Genomic DNA, 17,279 nt, shown 5'->3' with positions numbered 1-17,279 from the left:
GCTCCCATGCGGATTGATGTGGCCGAGCCATGCGCCTCGACTGGGTGCGGAGGAGCCGCTCCGCACCGACAGCTTCTAGCCGGGCCTGACGACCGCGAGTTCCTTCCGCATCAACGTGCACATCGTTTCGTAGCGGCGCAACGATCCATCAGGGGCTTGCTCGTCCCACGAGTCGGGCTGACGGTCGTACGCGACATACCCCAGTCGTTCGTACAGTGCACGTGCCCGGGGATTGTCCTCCTCCACAGCCAGCTCGGCCTGTCGCAGACCGCGGTTCCTGATCCGCAGTTCTGCGGCTTCGACAAGGAACGTGCCGATCCCGCACGACTGCAATGCGGGGTGGACCGCCAGCTGCCACAAAGTGCCGACGCCCTCCTTGACCTGGTAGTCGACGCCGCCCTTCGCCACGGGGATGTCGGTTGCAGGGCAGACCGCAAGGTAGTCGACCTCACCGTTTTGGGCACGTTCCAACTGCTTGGCGACGTCGGCCAGGTGGTGGTCGGATCCTGCCCACCCGCACGACGCCAGGTCCGCATGCACCAAGTCACGGGCTGACAGCCGCAACACAACGTTGATCATCTTCAGTACCTCCGGCGAGCCAGCATCCACGCCGATCACAGGGGGCGCAAAGCCATTTCCCCGGTCCCCGCACCTGGCTCACCGGCCACCGCGACCGTGCGGCCCTTGGCCGCCCACGGCAACCTGGGGCTCAGACCTCTACGACGTCTGTCCGCCCTTGCTACTCATGCGGGAGGGGGTGGTAGAGAGCGCGGGCGCGCGTCAAGTCGGCAGGTCCGTCCTGGCCGAGGTGGAGGAAGTAGTTCACCTGCCATGCCTGCGTGGTGCGGGCCTGCCGGCTGGTCGTGGTTACCCACGGCGGATACACGCGGAAGCCGCGCTTCCCGCCGGATCCGTCGCGGGAGACGATGCCGTGTTCGCGCAGCACCCCGCCAGGGAACACGAACTGTCCGAAGCCGTCCTCGTGTCGGCTGCTGATGACGAAGAGGTCCACATTGTCGTCGGTGTCGAAGGGCCGGATCGGCCCTTTCTCGGACCGCTGCCACACGGTGACGAACTGGCCCACTTTCGTCGGAGTGGTCTTCGCCACGCGGAAGCGGATCGAACGGCCATCGAGTGTGAACGCGCACGCAGCGTACTCGGCGCTTTCCGGTTCGGGCACCGGCAGCGAGCAAGCGAAACCACTCGCGTCGTACACCCGCGCCTTTGCCGTTTGCAGATCACCGTGAAGCCCGGCCCACGGCTGATTCGTCACCATGCCGCCATCCTGCCACCCTCGTCCGAAACGGCGTCCCACCGTGACTGCCGCCAACACGTTGGCTCGCTGAGCCGTTGCCGCAGCGTTTGCCCGTTCTCTTGCGGCGCGCAGGCTGCCATGACTCGTCACCCAACTGGCTGCGATAGCTGTGCCCGCTGTGAGGCAGGCCAACCACAGGGTGCTGTCCGGCATGCGCCGATTCTGCGGTCATCGACGTCTTGCTGGAGGACCACGTAGAGCGAGTGGGTGCGGCCAGTGACGCACGGCTGGGCCGTCCCTGGGCCGTGCGAGGGCGCCCGAGGCCGATCGATGACGACCGACGGTGACAGACGAGCCGCAGCCGTCAGCGACGAAACCCCAGGTCAGAGCCCCCTGCCCATACAGGTCTCCATCCAGGGCCAGCGGTCAGGCAAGTTCGGGTGCTTCTCATCATCGAGGCCGGCGGAACCCCTGCTCAGAGCTGGACGCGGTCATATGTGCCGTCGTGGAAGTTGAAGCTCTTCACATCGGTGTCGTACTCGTCGCGAATGTGGCCGCCATAGCCCTGATACGCGACGTGCGGAGCGATCAGCTTCAGAAGGGCGTCGAGGTGGAGCGTGAGGTCATCGACCCAATAGAGACGGGCGAACAGCTCCCATTCGTAGCGCTCTCCCGACTCCGTGAACTCCTGAACGGTGCGGCGAAGAGACAAGGTGTCCCCGCCGGGCAGAGGGCTGCTGCCCGGGAGGAGCGACGGGTAAGGATGATCTTCTGAGTCCAGGTCCTCCGGGCGCTCGTCCTCCATGCCCATGTGCCAGCGCAGCGCCCGCAGAACCGAGGCCGGAGTGTCGTCGCTCAGGAAGCATGAGAAGACAACCTCGTAGTGATCGCTCATGACGCGCATTGTGTACGGCACCACTGACATCGCCACGCGGTGAGGCCACGAGCCGTGTGCCAGACCCGTGCCACATCGTGCGGGGAACCACGGGAAGACCGGGAAACCAGTCGACCGTCCACCCAAGCCCCGACGCTGTTCCGCCGCAGAATAAGCCCTAGACACCCTAAGCTTCCCAAGCTGATGGCGCACTTCCCGTCTGGTCCCACTCGTCGTCAGCGGCGAGCGAACTGCTGCCACAGCACGTCAGTCAGTCTTTGAAGCCACCATTCGCGCTACAGGGGGAAACAATGAAATCGTCCCTAGGAACTTGGATACGAACCCGACGTGCGCGCCGACAACGCTGGGATGCGGACATCATCCGCGCCCTCCAGATCCCCGTCCCAAGGTTCACGCAGGAGCGAGCACGACAGCTGATCGAGCAAAGGAAGTGGCAGGAAGCGATCACCGAGATCAGGGAAGCGACGGGCTACGACCGCCGGGACGCCAGATGCGTCGCGCTCGCCCTGATGTACGGATGGAGGGTCCCCACCCCCTGCCGCCTTCCTTGGGCTCGGAAGCGACCGGCCCAGAATGTCTCTGACATCCACAGGTGACATCAACAGCGCCGGACGTGGGCACCTTACGCGGTCCAGTACATACGCTCCGATCGGGCAGGGACCCTGACGAGCCGCGCTCGGACCGAACTCCTAAAGCCGGTGTCGCAGGTTCGATCAGCCGAGATAGGGCCGCTCACGGTGCTCCAGGAAGTGACTGATCCGGAGCCGCTGCGTGTGGTGCATCGGCAGCTGATCAATCTCCTCTGGCTGGACGAACCGCAGCTCCGTTGACTCGTCTGAGATCGCGAGCTGGCCGCCGACCACAGGGGCAGTCAGACCCGTCGGCGCACTGATCGGTTCGGGCAACCTCGCGAAGGCCCTCATGAGGTCATGCATCACTCAACGCGGCGGGCGCTGACCTCTTGGTCGAGTCGCCAGGTGTGTCCGCCGTCGGCCGATCGTTCGTTGCGCCAGTGGAAGGTCTCGGCGGTGATGTCGGTGAAGGTCCAGCGGACGAGGTCGCTGCCGGCGGCGCGCTCCATGACGATCTCATCGTCGATCTGGCGGGCGTACATGTGCACCACGTCGCCGCGGGCGGTGCCATGGAAGGTGAACCGCCACAGTTGCAGGCGCGGATCCCAGATTCGCACGCACAGGCCGCACTCCTGGTCCGGGGCGCGACCGGCGGCGAGGAGTTCATCGCGGCCGGGCCATTGCCAGACATCCAGGACTGCTCTGCCCTCCAGGGCGTAGCCGAACTCCCATTCGCCGCTGACGCGGTGGGCTGGTGACCCGTGGGTGGGGTAGTAGGTGATCTGGGTCGACCAGTGTCCAGTCAGCCGTCCGAACTGCTCCATCTCGGTCACATACAGGTTGCTGGGGCCGTCGGCGAGCAGCGTCTTCATGCGTGCGTCTCCACAGTCGGAAGCGGGGTCAGGGCGGAGGCTAGGCAGTCGACGATGGGAGCGGAGTACGCGCCGTCCGGGTCGAGTTCCGGATCGTAGACGGCGACGTCGAGCCCCACCACGCGGCCGGTGCCGGCCAGGGTCGAGATGAGTTCGGTGAGCTGGGAGAAGTCCAGGCCGGGACGGCCCGGGGAGTCCACCGCGGGCAGGACGCGTTCGTCGAGCACATCGAGGTCGACGTGGAGCCAGACGCGGTCCAACTCGCGCTGTTCCAGGTGGCGGATGACCCGCTCGCCCAGATCGACGACGCCGATCCGTTGGATCTCCTGGGCGGTGAACCGGGTGACCGGGGGTGTCGCCTCGTCCTCCCGGTCGCCGATCTGGACCACGTCCTCGTCGGCGACCAGCGGTCGGCCCACCACTGGCCAGTGGGTGAGCAGCAGCTCACCACGGCCGGTGGCCAGGGCCAGATCCATTCCGGCCGCCGAGCCGAGGGACGAACCGGCGTCGTAGTTGCCGGGGTGCCGGAAATCGCTGTGCCCATCGAGATGAACCAGGCCGCAGCGTCCGTGGCGCCGGGCCCCCAGCAGACACCCCAGCAGGATGCTGCAGTCGCCGCCCAGCACGACCGCGAACCGGGAGGCGGCGAGCGCGGCCCGGACCGCCTCGCCGAGCCGCAGCGCGTGCTCACGGATGGTTACCCCGTTGCGGATGCGGGTCGCCGGCTGCGCGTCGAACTCGTAGTGCGGACGGTCGAGTTCTGTCACCCAGGCCGGCCGCAGGCGTGCTTCCAGCCCCGCCGACAGCAGCGCTCGCGGGGCCCGCCATGTTCCGGGCTCGCGCCCCGCCGCGGGCGGTCGCAGGCCGAGATTCCAGGGGGCCGCGATGAGTTCGACGGCAGCAGCCATGGGCGTCTCCTATCGACCGAGGGCCATTCCAACCGGATAACATCAGTACACTGGTTGGATAGAATGAGGCAAGCTCATGAAAGGCGGCCATGCGTGACGGGAACCATCCGGCCTCACACCTTCAGCCCCCGTGACCTGGTCGGCGGGCACATCGCCATCGACCTGATCAACACGGTCACGGCGCGTGACGCGGAGCCGATCGACTGGCTCGACGGTTACCCGCGCCTGCTGGAATGGGCCGCCCTCACTGGTCACTTCGCCCCCGCCGGCCTCACGGCCCTGCGGCGGCTGGCCGAGACCGAGTCCGGCAGAGCCGAGCTGGCCCTGGACCGCACTCGCGAGCTGCGTGAGGCTCTGCACGATCTGATCACGGCACTGGTCCACCAGAGCGCTCCAGTTCCGGCGGAGTCACTCGACCAGGTCGAGAAACACTGGAAGCGCGCGGTCGCCAGTACGCGTCTCACCGTTCGCGGGACTACGCCACAGCTCCAGCTCGGCGTCGAGACATCGGGGCTTGAGTACCTCAATCACGAACTCGCCCTGCAGGCGTTCGACCTGCTTCGGGCGCTGCCGCTGGAACGCACCCGCGTCTGCCCCGGTCTGCGATGCGGCTGGGTGTTCATAGACAGCTCCCGGGGTGGCCGCCGCCGCTGGTGCGATATGGCCACCTGCGGGAACTCCGCCAAAGGCCGAACCCACTACCAGCGCAAACGAGCCAGTGACACGGGCTCGGACGGGTTCCCTGGGGGCGCTAGCCGGTAATCGGTTCGTGCCGTGGCTGAACCCGGGACGGACGGTCCAGCTCAAGATCACGCCGCTGTGTCCTAGCGTGATCAGGGCATCGGTCCATGACGGCAGGGGCAGGCCGTACAAGCTGGATCCGTCCGTCGCCGCCGTTGCCGTCGCTGGCCCGCCACTGGTCCGACGCACCGCGCAAGTCGACCCAGAGTCAGTTTTGGTTCTGGCTCAACTTCTGCGGAGTGCTGGCCGCGCTTGCGGACCGCCTCCACCCTGGCCCGGCTCAACCCCGGCAACCGAGTCTCGACCGGGCGCGATACGCCCGCAGGAATGAAGTCGAGCGGGCGATCGACGCGCTCAAGGATTCCGCGCCGTGGCCGCCAGGTGCGACAAGAGGTCATTCGTCTTTCACGGCACGGTCAGTGTTGCCGCGATCTTGGCGCGATCCGGCTGCGGGTCCGTCCGTTGGCGATCCGCCGGCAGCCCGTAGCCACCCTCGTGCCAGAGGATCCCAAACTCACGGGCTGACGTCATCGCTCGAAGGCGATGCGCAAGACCAAGCCGAATGCCATCATCTCTGCCCGATATCGGGCAGAATCATGGAAGTTCTATCGTCTTCGGCCTAGGGTGACCCGTCATGATCACCCTGAACGCGATAGAGTCGTTCACCCTGATAGTGGGGCTGCTCACGCTCACCCCCGGACTGGATACCGCCCTCATCCTGCGCACCGCGGCACTCGGACACCGGCGTCGCGCCTGGGGCGTGGTCCTCGGCATCCAGAGCGGCACGCTGGTCTGGGGCACGCTCGCTTCGCTCGGTGTCACCGCACTTCTGACGGCATCTCACCTCGCATACAACACAGTTCGTTGGGGCGGAGCCGCGTATCTGGTGTGGATGGGCGGCGGTCTGCTGTGGGCCACCTGGCGCCGATCGGCGAACGACAGCCGGCAGACAGCAGGGGCTGGGGACGCGACCGGGACCCGGACCGCGGCCGAAACTGAGGCCGGCGGAGCAGCTGGCGATACCCTGCTCGGCGGCTGGCGCCAAGGGGCCATGACCAATCTTCTCAACCCGAAGATGGGCGCCTTCTACGTTGCCGTGCTCCCGCAGTTCATCCCCACTGGCGCCTCGCATGTTCCTCTGGGCGTGCTCCTGGCCGGTGTGCACATCCTCTTGGCCGTCGTCTGGTCCTGCGCGCTGATCGCATTCGCGCACATGCTCCGAGACCGTCTGCAACGGCCTTCGGCCCGCCGCTACCTCGACCGCATCACCGGCACGGTCATCGCCGCCTTCGGCATCCGGCTCGCGCTCGGACAGTGAGGCAGCTCTCGACGCACCGCAAGACCACCCAAGGTCGCCGCACGAGCGCCCCCGGACCACCCGAAGCGAAAGGACATCTGTATGTACGCGCTCCCCGCCAGCACCGAGGCAGTGGTCTTCGACTGCGACGGCTTGCTGGTCAACACCGAAGCATGCTGGACCGTTGCGGAAACCGCCATCTTCGCCGCGCACGGCCATCCCTTCGGTCCCGAACAGAAAGCCCTCGTCATCGGCCGAACCGCTGAGGCCGCCGGAGAAGCCATGGCCCAATACCTCGGACGCCCCGGCGCCGGGACCGAACTCGCCGCCGAGCTCCTCGAAGGAGTCCGCAAGGAGCTTTCCCGAGGCGCCACAACCCTCCCCGGGGCGGTAGAGCTGGTGCGCGCCTGCCGTGCAGCCGTGCCCATCGCCGTAGCCAGCAACAGTCCCCGGGAACTGCTGGACGCGGCACTGTGGTCGGCCGGCCTCGCCGACTGCTTCACCCACTCGTTCGCCGCTGACGAGGTACGTTCCCCCAAACCTGCACCAGAGCTCTACCTCACCGCATGCGAGACACTCGGTGCGGCCCCGAAGCGTTCCGTCGCCTTCGAGGACTCGGCCACAGGCATAGCCTCGGCGCGTGCTGCCGGGCTCTACGTCGCGGTCGTACCGTCCCTTCCAGGAGTCGACCTCGACCACGACTGGCTGGGCGCCAGCCTGGCCGAGCCCGAATTGCATGAGTGGGCCAGGGAACTGGGCCATGGCAGCGCCTTCTGACCTACGTTCTTTGAACGCGGGCAGACTCATCGGCGAGTGGACGATTGCCGCACGCGCCCGTGCTGCTGGGGCGAGCCAGGATGGACAGGAGCACCCCACTCACGCGCCCCATCTGGCACCGCTTAGTTCGCCACCGCTGCCCGGGCCGCCGCCGAATCCGGCGACAGCCAGTTGCACGTCTGGGCCCTCGCCCGCGAGTCATGGCCGGGCTCAACTACGGCCGCCGCGAGGGTCGCGGCCGGTCTTGCCGAACGGTCCGCCACAGCGCTGGCACCTGCTGGCACCCGCCGGCACCCACCGACAGTTGCGGCGGTCTGGCGGGATCTGGTGGCCTTTGCGGACGGCGGCCTCCCGACGGCGTGGCCCGGCTGCTGACACCCCCGGCCTGGCGCGTGCGGGATGACCTCGACGATCGCCCGCGTGTGTACTGTGCGTAACAAGTGAACGCTGACAGTGATGTCGTGACGGGAGTCGCCATGTCCATGCTGCTGATCAGAGGAAAGTTCAAGGTTGAGGGGGGTGCCAAACCGGATGGCGACACCCTCCCCTTCATCCCGGACAACGTGGCCGACTGGAAGCTCGTGCCCGGGCAGGGGCAGATCGTGCCCAAGGCCGACGGTCGCGCGAGCATCCGGCTCGAAGGAATCGACGCCCTGGAGACCCACTACGGCGAGAAGCAGCACGTTGAGCACCAGCCGCGGGGCCTCGCCCACGAGGCCGCGGACGAGCTGCTGGAGTTCCTCGGCTTCGACACCGTCCTCCGGGCCGACGACGAGACCGTCGCCACCACGCCGGACAGCGTGCCCGGCTGGATCCTCACCCGGGGCGCCGACACCTTCGGCCGCTGCGTGGCCTTCGTCGGCAAGGGCACCCCGCCCGTGTACAGCGGCTACTGGATCGACGTCGACGACGACCTGTTGAAGCGGACCGCCAACCACCACCTGCTTCTGCTCGGCCTGGCCTACCCGACTTTCTACTCGGGCCTGCCCGTGTACCTGCGCGAGCTCCTCACCGAGGCCTCGGAGAAGGCGAGGGCGTCCGCGAAGGGCGTGTGGAAGGTCGACAAGACCCTCGACGGGGCGAAGGTCACCGGAATGACCTCGCTCACGGACGACACGACCGGCGCGGTGATCCTGCCGAAGCTGTTCCGCCGTCTGAAGGACTACTTGGACTTCATGGGCGCCGACGACTCGTCACTGGCTTGCTTTCGCGCCTTCCTGGCCGGGGCTGCGGACGACGAGTATCGCCTCCTCCCGGATTCCGAGACGCTCCACAGAGGCCTGCACCACATCGTCGAGGTCACTGCCGACAACACCGTGAAGATGACCCGCCCGGCCAGGGAGATCGTCTTCAAGGAGAAGTGAGCGGGATCCCGCCGGGGCTCACACCCCCGGGCGGGCCGGCGCCCGCCCGACTCGATGACGTCGGCTCACGCCTCCCGGATGAACGCGCGCACCAGCGTGCAAGGTTGCCCTCCAGGGCTTCAGGACCCCGTAAGGGACTGGCCTGGAAACAAGCCCTCGCCGAGATCGGCGCCACCGGCAAGCCGCGTGAACAACGCTTCAAGTCAATACACCTAGGGCCTGCCCGAGGGGTCGGTCGGGCGGTCTGCCGTGACGAGCCACGAGGTGCTGCGTAGCCGAACGGTGCCGTCCGTCCCCTCGTGGGCACGCAGATGGTCCGTCAGAGCGTGGCGTGCACGGGTCTGTGCAGGCGGGTCGGTCTGTTCCATCAGGTGGCGGCCGGGGCCTGAGCCGAGCAGGAACTCCGCGGCGTCCTCGGCCCCCCTTCCCCATACTCCCTCCGCCTGTGCCTGGTTGACCGTGATGCCGGTGAAACCGGCTGCGGTGAGGACATCGCGGATGCGGCCCGGGTCGTCCAGGGAGAACATGCCGGGTAGTCCGGACCTCCCGAAGTCGCCGACCGGAAGGATGTCGCGCAGCGAGGCCATCGCCACCACCCAGTCGTTGAGTACGGCTTCCGCTGGGCAGACGAACGCCAGGCGACCACCGGGCACCAGCGCCCGGCCGACGTTCGCGAAGGCAGCTATGGGGTCGGCGAAGAACATCACCCCGTAGCGGCTGATCGCCGCGTCGAAAGCGCCCGCCTCGAAGGGGTAGACCTGTGTGTCACCTTGTGCGAAGGAGGCGTTGGTGATGCCCTCCCGCTGGGTGCGGGCCCGTGCCTCGGCCAGCATGGGGCCGGACAGGTCAAGGCCCAATGCGCGGCCTTGGGGCGCTTTGAGCGCGGCGAGGCGTGTGGTTTGCCCGGAGCCGCAGCCAAGGTCCAGGACCCGATGGGTTGCGGTGATGGCAACAGCGTTGAGCAGAGGCTCGTTGAAGCCCTCGTTCACGGCATTCCAGCGGTCTTGGTTGCGGGCCCAATGGCTTCCTTCGGGGCCGTTCCATGCCTGTGCCTGCTCCGTGTTGACGACGTCCGGCACGGTTCCTCCTACGGTGGACGACAGAGAATGGGCGTGTGCCCAAAACAGTATGGGCAACTGCCCAAACCTGCAATGTCCGCTACCATCAACGAAGTTGCACGCGTTGCGGGCGGCAGAACCAGAACGGAAGAGAGGCCCATGTCACCGCGCGGAGTGGCGACGCCGGATGTGCGCGAGCAGCTGTTCGCAGCCGCCGAGCGTGTCGTGGAGAGAGACGGCTCCGGCGCCCTCACCAGCCGGGCCGTCACGACCGAGGCAGGTTGCGCCAAGGGGCTGCTGCACGCGCACTTCGCGGGGATGGACGAGTTCGTGGCCGAACTCTGTCTCGACCGGTTCACGCGGACCGCCGCGAAGGCGCAGTCGTTGTCAGAACTCACAGGCCAGAACACGGTGGCACAGAATCTCGATGCCGTCGCCCTCGCGCTGTTCGACTCCGGCGGCCCGGCCATATCGGGACTGGCCATGGCCCGACCCGGTGCCGCGCTGCGCATCCGAGAGGCCCTGGAGAGCGGAGCGCCTGGCTTCGACGTGATCCAGAAGGCCATCACCGGCTATGTGGAGGTCGAACAGAAGCTCGGCCGGGTGGCAGAGACCGTCGACCCGGGCACCGTGGCGCTTGCCATCGTCGGCGCCGCCCACCACCTGCTGATGACCAGTTGGCCGGGCACACCTGACCCCAGACCCGCCATGACGCGCCTGGTGACCGTGTTGGTCGGCAGCTAGCCAGCCGCCAGGAGACCTCAGCTGTCGGAGGGCTCCGGGACGCCGGCATCAAGTCCCGCCCCGGGCGCGGCTGGACGGGCCCGCGTCGAGCGCGTGAACCGACCCACCCACCCAACCGCACGCCCGCTGGAACCGCCCGCCCCCTGTGCTCGTCTTGTGCGCTGATTGTGTACGAAGCAGGGATGTGGGGGGCGTTGTGACGCGGAACGTGATGAAGGCCGGTCTCCTGGTGGTGGCCATGGCGACGGTGCTCGGGGCCTCGGCCTGCGGCGGCGAAGCCGGTAGGACGGCCGCGGGGAGCGGAGGGAAGGCCCCCGCGCATGTGAAGGGGGAGTCCGCAGCGCTCTCCGGCGACGGGGCGTCCTCCGGCTCGGCGCCGATGTCTTCCGGCACCGTGGGGAAGTCGTCCCAGATCGCGCAGGCCGGAGCGTCGCCCATCACCCGGCACGTGCCGTGGAACCTGGACATCCTGGACCAGCGGTCGCGGCCGCTGAACGGGAAACTCACCACCACCGCCACGGGCAAGGGCGTTCACGTCTACGTGATCGACACCGGGATGGACATCGCCCACAAGGAGTTCGGCGGACGCGCCCACCTCGGCGCCGACTTCGTGGGCCCGAAGGACTCCGGTGACTGCTTCAGCGAGGCAGGGATGGGCCACGGTACGTTCGTCGCGGGCATCATCGGCGGAGCGAAGTACGGTGTGGCGCCCAAGGCGGAACTCGTACGGGTGCAGGGCGTCCTGTGCGAGAGCGAGGGCGGTGGCTCCCCGGCGGCGGCCGAGGCGGCCGTGGTGAAGTCGGTCAAGTGGGTCACCGCGCACGCGCAGAAGCCCGCGGTGGTGAACATGTCGCTCAACTTCGACCACCGGTCGGCGGCCGTGGACTCCGCTGTGAAGAAGATGGTCGACGCGGGGATCCCGACGGTGGTGTCGGCCGGCAACTTCCATGACGACGCCTGCAAGCACTCCCCGGCCGGCGTCCCCGGCACGATCGTCGTGGCGGCCTCCACCTCGAACGACCGTGTGTGGAGCGACACCAGCTCCTACGGATCGGGCTACGGACGGTGCGTGGACCTGTACGCCCCCGGCCAGAAGGTGACCGCCGCCCTCGCCGGCGGCGGTACGACCACGGACGACGACGGCGCGACGTCCTGGGCCGCACCGCATGCGACCGGCGTGATCGCGCTGTACCTGTCGGCACACCCCCACGCCACGGCCAACCAGGTCCACGTCTGGCTCGACCACACGGCCACCCGCGGTGTCGTGCGCGGCGTCCGCTCCGACACCCCCAACCGTCTGCTCAACACCGGCGGCCTCTGACCTGCCCCGGCCGCCCCGGTCGTTACGGTCACCCAAGCGCCGCGGCTCACCGGAATGGCGGGGGCAAGCCGCGCGGCCACGCACCCACACCATGCTGACCCGGTCGCCGTCGGCACTGCCGCCGAGCAGACTCTGGACCAGTTCGCCGCCTCCGATCAGGGCGGGCCGCCGCTTCCGGCGATCGTTCGGACCTGGCAGGCAGTCTGGAGCGAGGTCACCCCTGCCTGGCCCCGCCGAGTCCGTGGTGCTCGGCGGCGGCCGGTTCCTGGCAGGCCGGGACCTGACCTGCCGGGACCTGGCCGGCCTGAAGCGGACCGATGCCATCCACTGACGACCGGGCAGCCGCGTCGGCCGTACACCCACGACAGCCACACGGAACGAGACGGACCCGTGATCCGCTCGCGTACAACCGCCGGGGCGGCGCGGCTGTCGAGAAGATCATGGTCTCTTCTCAAGTCCTCGCCAGGGGACAGGCGTCCGTGATTCTGGAATCCGAACGGCTCACCATCGACCGGGACCGGAAGTGCACGACGATTCCCCTCGCGGTCGTCCAGGAAGTCCGGCGGGACGGTGACACGGCTCTGCGGATCTTCCTGACCGACGGTGTCGTGCACCGGATCGAGGGGGCGAACGCGACCGCCACGGGTGCGTTCCTCTCCGCCCTCAACGACGCGCTGCCCGCAGAGCGGGACCCGGCCGGCAGCGCGTCGGTCACCGTCGAGTCGCTGCCGCCGGAGATCAGGATGTGGCAGGTCGTGCTCGGGATCGCGGCTGCCCTGCTCCTCTACGCCGGTTACGTCGCCTGGGCGGGTGCCCACAGGGCCGACAGCTGGCCCGTCGTGGCGGTCGCGCTCCTCCCTCTGCTCGCCGGCCTGCTCGGCGCGGCACTCCTGGTGATCAGCGTGCGTGACCGGGTGATCCTGGCCCGCCGCGGCCTCACCGTCCGGGCCGTCCGGGAGTACTTCCCCAACGGGAAGAAGAAGGGCTCCTACCTCTTCACGGCCAGGGCATCCACATCGTCTACGACCCGCAGAACCCGAACGTCAAGGTGCCGAGGGGGGCGCTCACCCTGACAGTCCTGCAGTACCTCCTGGGCGTTGCGGTCACGGCCGGACTGCTCTGGCTGGGGGTGGCCGGGGCGATCGTGTTCCCCTTCTTCTGAGGTCGATCAGTGGTGAACGCCGTCGCTTTTGAGAGAGCCGCCGGTGATGTCAGACCTGCCTGGCATCCTCCGGGTATGGAGATGACACTGCAGCTGGTGATCGACTGTGCTGACCCGCAGAGGTTGGCGAGCTTCTGGGCCGAGGCTCTGGGGTACGTTCCAGAGCCTCCGCCGGGCGGGCACTCCACGTGGCGGGAGTATTGGGCGGACATGGGGGTGCCCGAGGAGGAGTTGCCCGCCGGTGCCGGAGAGACGCCGGAATCGATCATCGATCCTGTGGGACAGGGGCCGCGCGTGTGGTTCCAGCAGGTCCCCGAGCCGAAGGTCGCCAAGAACCGGGTGCACCTTGACTTGAAGGTGGGCGGAGGGCGTGAGGCCCCGTTGGCGGTCCGCGCTCAGCGGGTCACCGCCATGGTGGAACGGCTCACCAAGGCCGGTGCCACCGTGCTGCGGATCACGGATGAGCCGGACATGGAGCACTACGCCGTCGTTCTGCAGGACCCTGAGGGCAACGAATTCTGTGTCGTTTAGAACCCTGTCAGGCGGTGCTGGTCACAGCCACTGCGGGTCTGGTCCTTCAACCTGTCGGGCTCTGGTACAGCGGCCGGAGCCTTCCTGCCAGCAGGGAGGCCGACGCTGTTCGGATGACCGCATGCGATCCGCCGACAGCGCGGTCGGGTGCATGCGCGAACTCCCACGCCTGACGGGGCGTCGCGGCCGGCCGACTTGAGGACATCGGGAGGATCGGGCACTCACCAACTACGGCCTCGACCCCAAGCGCATGGACGACAAGTCGTCGAGGCCGCTGCATGGGCTGACGGAGAGGGGTTTCTGACGGCACGTCTCCTGGGCGGGAGGGCGGCCTTCATCCCAGGTAGGCGGGAGCGACAGCGGAAGTCATCAGTCGGCGGGCTGTGCCGGTGCCGTCGGCGGGGACGGTCCACAGGTCTGAGCCGTAGTCGCCGGGAAGCGCGTAGACGAGGCTGGAGCCGTCGGCCCACAGGGCCTGGTCGTCGATGTTGCGCTGCTCGGCGGTCGCGGTCTCCTTCATCGTGCGCAGGTCGAGGACGTACAGCCGCCAGGGCGCGTCGGGCGAGGCGCCCTGGACGCGCTTCTTGTAGGCGATCCGGGTGCCGTCGGGCGAGAGGGAGGGGCATTCGACGTTGCGGTGCAGGGTGGTGAGGGTGCGGGCGGCGACATCGCCGCGGACCAGATAGGTCCGGCCGCCGGTCGCCAGCGTGGCGTAGAAGCGGGTGTCGTCGGCGAAGGTGACACCCCAGATGTTGATGTCGGCGGAGCGGTAGGGACGGCCGTCCTTGGTGATGCGGAAGGTCTCCAGGTTGTCGTCCATCGCCCAGGTTCGGGTGTCGACGATGGCGGTGCGGGTGGAGAAGTTGGTGCCGGCATAGGAGTCGCCGCTCACGAATACCGTCCAGGCCACCAGGTGGCCGGAGGGTGAGACCCGGGCCCGGGTGGGGATGCCGGCCGCCGGGAAGTGGTGCAGCTCGTGCAGGTGCGAGTCGAGTACCACCGCCCGGTAGGTGTCCTGCAGAGCGCCGTGCACGGCCTGCAGGCAGATGCCGGTACCGGCCGCCGCGTGGAAACGCAGGCACTTGACGCCCGATGCGGTGCGCGGCCCCTGCGGATCGTCGGCGGGTACGGTGGAGATCTCGTCGCGGTGCGGACCCCAGGCCAGGTTGCGCACCAGCAGCCGACGGCCGGCCGTCGGCCGGAGCGAGACGGTTCCGGGCCGCACGGTCGGACCGTTCGCCTGCTGCTGGTCACGCATGCCCGACCGGTGGGCGGCGTAGAGCACCGCCCCGGTGCCGATGCTCCCGAGCAGCAGGACAGCGGCCAGCAGGATCACCAGGCGGGAAGCTCTGCTCATGTGGACACCTCATCGGCGCGACGCAGGACGAACGAGGCCACGAGGGCGCTGATGGCCAGTGCGGCGGCCGTGACGGCGAGTGCGGTTCGGCCGCCCCACAGGCTCCAGACCGCGCCGAAGACGAGCGAGCAGGTGAACCGGGCCAGCGCCTGGCCGGTGCCGACCAGTGCCTGCCCGGCACCTTGGTGCTCTGCGGGCACGGCGTCGGCAGTGGCGGCCGCGAGGACTCCGTCGGTTGCGGCGTAGAAGGTGCCGTGCAGCACCAGGACGGCGACCACGGCCGGGACTCCGTGCCAGGGGGAGAGCACGAGGCCGTAGCCGAGCAGCAGGACGCCGTGGCCGCCCAGGAAGAGCCGACGGCGGTTGATGCGGTCGGCGAGTGCGCCGAGCGGGACGGCGAGCAACAGGAAGACGGCGGCGGTGCCCAGCGGCAGCAGCGGGAACAGATGGGCGGGCAGGTCCCCTTCGCGCTGGAGCAGCAGATAGAGGAAGGAATCGCTGACGGTGGTCAGGCCGAGCAGGGTCGCGCACACGGTGAGCCGACGCAGCTCGGGGCGGCGCAGCAGCCCGAGCGCATCGCGTAGCACCGGCCGGGCCGATTCGGGCAGCTCTACGGCAGCGGCAGGGGCGATGTGGCGGGGCACGAAGAGCACCAGCACCAGGACCCCCAGTGCGGCGACGCAGCCGCTGACCGCGAAGACCGCGTCGTAGCCGTCGACAGTGGCCCGCAGAACGGCGAAGGCGACGAGCGGGCCGAGCAGTGCACCGGTGGTGTCCATGGCACGGTGCACCCCGAACGCCCGTCCCCGGTGCGCGGGTTCGGTGGCCAGCGAGATCATCGCGTCCCGAGGGGCCGTGCGCAGCCCTTTGCCGGTGCGGTCGGCCGCGAGTACGGCGCTGATCACGGGGAGCGTATGGGCGATCAGCAACAGCGGCTTGCACACCGCCGACAGGCCGTAGCCGAGGCCCGCCACAACCTTGTGCCGACGGCCTCCCCGGTCGGCGAGATGGCCGCCGGCCAGCCGTACCAGGGCCCCGACGCCGTTGTTGATGCCGTCGAGCAACCCGAATCCGAGCGGCGACAGGCCGAGGCCCACGACCACGTAGAGCGGCAGGACTGCGGTGACCATCTCCGAGGAGATGTCCGTGACCAGGCTGACCGCACCCAGGGCCAGCACGGTGGCGGGCACGGCGGCCGGCCGCCGCCCCGGACGGGTGTCCGAGGCGACGGCGGGCTTGGTGCTGCGGGAGTCCGCGAGATACACGGGCGTCAGTTCCAGATGCCGGTGATGTCGGAAGCCGAGGCGGCGTTGCCCGCGTGCGTGGTCAGACCGGCCAGGTCCTCCACGGTGCGCAGTACGTTGTAGTGGTTGTACGTGGTGGAGCTGGAGCTGCCGGGGGCGACGTGCTGCCCGTACAGGACCGTGGGGATGCGGTTGCCGGACAGCCTGTTGTCCTCGTCGAAGGTGACGGCGAGGATGCTGTTGTGGGTCTGGGCCCAGGTGGCGTAGGCGCCCAGGTTGTTCTGGATCCAGGTGTCGCCCGTGGAGACCGAGCAGTCGTGCATGTCACTGCACAGGTTCGGGACGACGAAGGAGACCTTGGGCAGGGTCGTGTAATCGGTCGGGAACTGCGCCATGGTCATCGCGGTGTTCGTCGGCACGTTGGAGAAGCCGAACCACGGGTTGTGCTTCTGCGCGTACTTGCCGCTGCTGCAGACCGTCGAACCCTGGCCAGGCAGCGACTCGTTGTAGCTCTTCCAGGTCTTACCCGCGGCGATCAGCTCGGAGGCGAGATTGGGTGCGGAGATGGAACCGACGGTGACACAACTGTCGTCGGTGCGGCCCTGGTTGGAGCCCGAGAAGAGCATGTAGTAGTTCGGCTCACTGGGGTGGGTGAGGCCGTAGGACTGGGTGAGGTTGGCGCCACCCGCCTTGAGGGTGTTGTTGATGTACGGGGCGCTGGAGCTGCCGATCACCTGCGAGTACGAGTGGTTCTCCATCACCACGACCACCACATGGTCGGGGGTCGGGAGAGCGGCGGCCTGAGCGGTGGAGGCCGTGGCGGTCCACAGGCCGATCGATGTGGCGGTGAGGGCGACAGCCCCGGCGAGTGCCGCGAGGGGACGTCGGTTGCGCTTGGGGGCCTTGACGACGGTCATGACTGTCCTCCGGACAGAGGTGACGGACGTTCGGGGAGCGGCGTCGTAACCCTAGAAGCACCAGACCGGAACCGGGTGAAGGGCAGAAGAACGGTGGGCCCCGCTGGGCAAAGGTCACGCCACGCACAGTTCACGCACAGAGAACCCCGACCGTCACATGATCGACGCCCCTCAGCGGAGCGTGCCAGCCCACCCGCACCACGCTGCGTCCCCGACCCCAACTGCGGCCGGTTCAAAGTCCCCGACGGCCGTCGAAGCCCTCGA

Annotated in this window: 17 protein-coding genes and 2 pseudogenes; 9 read left to right on the top strand and 10 right to left on the bottom strand. The window is 68.4% G+C overall.

The window, feature by feature from the left end:
* Positions 1–75 precede the first annotated feature (75 nt).
* The 6 genes and pseudogenes from ACFYZZ_RS26535 to ACFYZZ_RS26510 all read right to left on the bottom strand — a co-directional run bounded on the left by ACFYZZ_RS26535 (position 76) and on the right by ACFYZZ_RS26510 (position 4,502).
* The gene (locus ACFYZZ_RS26535) at positions 76–579 is read right to left on the bottom strand and encodes a GNAT family N-acetyltransferase (protein WP_389180630.1); all 504 of its coding nucleotides are present in this window, start codon (positions 577–579) and stop codon (positions 76–78) included.
* A 160-nt stretch (positions 580–739) separates the two neighbouring features.
* Positions 740–1,276: a MepB family protein gene (locus ACFYZZ_RS26530; RefSeq protein WP_389180627.1), complete on the bottom strand. Its 537-nt coding sequence runs from the start codon at positions 1,274–1,276 to the stop codon at positions 740–742.
* A 454-nt stretch (positions 1,277–1,730) separates the two neighbouring features.
* Positions 1,731–2,150: a hypothetical protein gene (locus tag ACFYZZ_RS26525; protein WP_389180624.1), complete on the bottom strand. Its 420-nt coding sequence runs from the start codon at positions 2,148–2,150 to the stop codon at positions 1,731–1,733.
* Positions 2,151–2,863: 713 nt separating this feature from the next.
* A pseudogene (locus tag ACFYZZ_RS26520) lies at positions 2,864–3,022 on the bottom strand (DNA mismatch repair protein MutT); the annotation flags it as partial.
* Positions 3,023–3,084: 62 nt separating this feature from the next.
* Positions 3,085–3,594: a hypothetical protein gene (locus tag ACFYZZ_RS26515; RefSeq protein ID WP_389180621.1), complete on the bottom strand. Its 510-nt coding sequence runs from the start codon at positions 3,592–3,594 to the stop codon at positions 3,085–3,087.
* Positions 3,591–4,502: an arginase family protein gene (locus ACFYZZ_RS26510; protein WP_389180618.1), complete on the bottom strand. Its 912-nt coding sequence runs from the start codon at positions 4,500–4,502 to the stop codon at positions 3,591–3,593. The genes ACFYZZ_RS26515 and ACFYZZ_RS26510 overlap by 4 nt, the downstream gene beginning before the upstream one ends.
* Before the next feature lie 93 nt (positions 4,503–4,595).
* Between ACFYZZ_RS26510 and ACFYZZ_RS26505 the strand changes: the two genes are divergently transcribed.
* The 5 genes and pseudogenes from ACFYZZ_RS26505 to ACFYZZ_RS26485 all read left to right on the top strand — a co-directional run bounded on the left by ACFYZZ_RS26505 (position 4,596) and on the right by ACFYZZ_RS26485 (position 8,681).
* Positions 4,596–5,264: a CGNR zinc finger domain-containing protein gene (locus ACFYZZ_RS26505; RefSeq protein ID WP_389180615.1), complete on the top strand. Its 669-nt coding sequence runs from the start codon at positions 4,596–4,598 to the stop codon at positions 5,262–5,264.
* A 281-nt stretch (positions 5,265–5,545) separates the two neighbouring features.
* Positions 5,546–5,730 (top strand): annotated as a pseudogene (locus tag ACFYZZ_RS26500) (hypothetical protein); the annotation flags it as partial.
* A gap of 147 nt (positions 5,731–5,877) precedes the next feature.
* A complete protein-coding gene (locus ACFYZZ_RS26495) occupies positions 5,878–6,561 on the top strand; it encodes a LysE family translocator (RefSeq protein ID WP_389180612.1) in 684 nt (227 codons plus the stop codon).
* Positions 6,562–6,642: 81 nt separating this feature from the next.
* A complete protein-coding gene (locus ACFYZZ_RS26490) occupies positions 6,643–7,317 on the top strand; it encodes an HAD family hydrolase (RefSeq protein WP_389180609.1) in 675 nt (224 codons plus the stop codon).
* A gap of 461 nt (positions 7,318–7,778) precedes the next feature.
* The gene (locus tag ACFYZZ_RS26485) at positions 7,779–8,681 is read left to right on the top strand and encodes a nuclease (protein WP_389180606.1); all 903 of its coding nucleotides are present in this window, start codon (positions 7,779–7,781) and stop codon (positions 8,679–8,681) included.
* Positions 8,682–8,893: 212 nt separating this feature from the next.
* On the opposite strand, the gene ACFYZZ_RS26480 is transcribed toward ACFYZZ_RS26485, so the two are convergent.
* A complete protein-coding gene (locus tag ACFYZZ_RS26480; protein WP_389180603.1) occupies positions 8,894–9,760 on the bottom strand; it encodes a class I SAM-dependent methyltransferase in 867 nt (288 codons plus the stop codon).
* A 138-nt stretch (positions 9,761–9,898) separates the two neighbouring features.
* On the opposite strand from ACFYZZ_RS26480, the gene ACFYZZ_RS26475 reads away from it, so the two are divergent.
* From ACFYZZ_RS26475 to ACFYZZ_RS26460, 4 genes are all read left to right on the top strand, one after another.
* Complete coding sequence (locus tag ACFYZZ_RS26475; RefSeq protein ID WP_389180600.1) at positions 9,899–10,483, top strand: TetR/AcrR family transcriptional regulator; 585 nt, start codon at positions 9,899–9,901, stop codon at positions 10,481–10,483.
* A 196-nt stretch (positions 10,484–10,679) separates the two neighbouring features.
* Complete coding sequence (locus tag ACFYZZ_RS26470) at positions 10,680–11,804, top strand: S8 family peptidase (protein ID WP_389180597.1); 1,125 nt, start codon at positions 10,680–10,682, stop codon at positions 11,802–11,804.
* 479 nt (positions 11,805–12,283) lie between these two features.
* Positions 12,284–12,877, top strand: coding sequence for a hypothetical protein (locus ACFYZZ_RS26465; protein ID WP_389180595.1), 594 nt, complete (start codon positions 12,284–12,286; stop codon positions 12,875–12,877).
* Positions 12,878–13,041: 164 nt separating this feature from the next.
* Positions 13,042–13,497, top strand: coding sequence for a VOC family protein (locus tag ACFYZZ_RS26460; protein ID WP_389180592.1), 456 nt, complete (start codon positions 13,042–13,044; stop codon positions 13,495–13,497).
* A gap of 334 nt (positions 13,498–13,831) precedes the next feature.
* On the opposite strand, the gene ACFYZZ_RS26455 is transcribed toward ACFYZZ_RS26460, so the two are convergent.
* The 3 genes from ACFYZZ_RS26455 to ACFYZZ_RS26445 are packed head-to-tail and all read right to left on the bottom strand — an operon-like array spanning position 13,832 to position 17,015.
* Positions 13,832–14,854 (bottom strand): TolB family protein, encoded by a 1,023-nt coding sequence (locus tag ACFYZZ_RS26455; RefSeq protein ID WP_389180589.1) that lies wholly within the window; start codon positions 14,852–14,854, stop codon positions 13,832–13,834.
* A complete protein-coding gene (locus tag ACFYZZ_RS26450; protein WP_389180586.1) occupies positions 14,851–16,119 on the bottom strand; it encodes an MFS transporter in 1,269 nt (422 codons plus the stop codon). The genes ACFYZZ_RS26455 and ACFYZZ_RS26450 overlap by 4 nt, the downstream gene beginning before the upstream one ends.
* A 5-nt stretch (positions 16,120–16,124) precedes the next feature.
* A complete protein-coding gene (locus ACFYZZ_RS26445; RefSeq protein ID WP_389180583.1) occupies positions 16,125–17,015 on the bottom strand; it encodes an alkaline phosphatase family protein in 891 nt (296 codons plus the stop codon).
* Positions 17,016–17,279 lie beyond the last annotated feature (264 nt).

It is taken from the genome of Streptomyces sp. NPDC001816 (assembly GCF_042892235.1).
Taxonomy (GTDB): domain Bacteria; phylum Actinomycetota; class Actinomycetes; order Streptomycetales; family Streptomycetaceae; genus Streptomyces.
The sequence above is the reverse complement of the archived record's forward strand: the minus strand, read 5'-3'. Positions and strand labels throughout refer to the sequence as shown.